The sequence below is a fragment of the Erythrobacter sp. CCH5-A1 genome (assembly GCF_001557115.1).
Taxonomy (GTDB): Bacteria; Pseudomonadota; Alphaproteobacteria; order Sphingomonadales; family Sphingomonadaceae; genus Erythrobacter.
The window spans coordinates 1-319 of sequence record NZ_LSKQ01000185.1 but is presented as its reverse complement, the minus strand read 5'-3'; the positions used below and the strand labels follow the sequence as shown (position 1 = coordinate 319).

Here is a 319-nt window from a genome sequence, read left to right as displayed (position 1 = left end):
CCATGCACGCGGCGCCAGTCCAGACCCTCGAGCAAAGCACCCAGTTGGGCAGCGGTCAGCCGCATCACACCCTCCTGTATCCGGGGCCACCTGAAGGTGCCTTGCTCGAGTCTCTTGGCCATCAGGCGCAGGCCCGTTCCGTCCCACCAGATCAGCTTGATCCGATCGGCACGCCTGGCGCGGAACACATAGATCACGCCCGAATAGGGCTTGCCGCCATACTCGGCCGCCACGAGCGCCGCGAGAGAGTCCGCTCCCTTCCTGAAATCCACGGGCCGGGTCGCCACCATCACCTTGGCGCCGGGTGCCGGGCCGATCA

The 319-nt window shown here is 66.8% G+C and carries 1 protein-coding gene; it reads right to left on the bottom strand.

The features are described 5' to 3' along the window. The coding region (gene tnpB / locus AX708_RS11035; protein ID WP_197426379.1) for an IS66 family insertion sequence element accessory protein TnpB at positions 1 to 319 on the bottom strand (319 nt) is incomplete at both ends.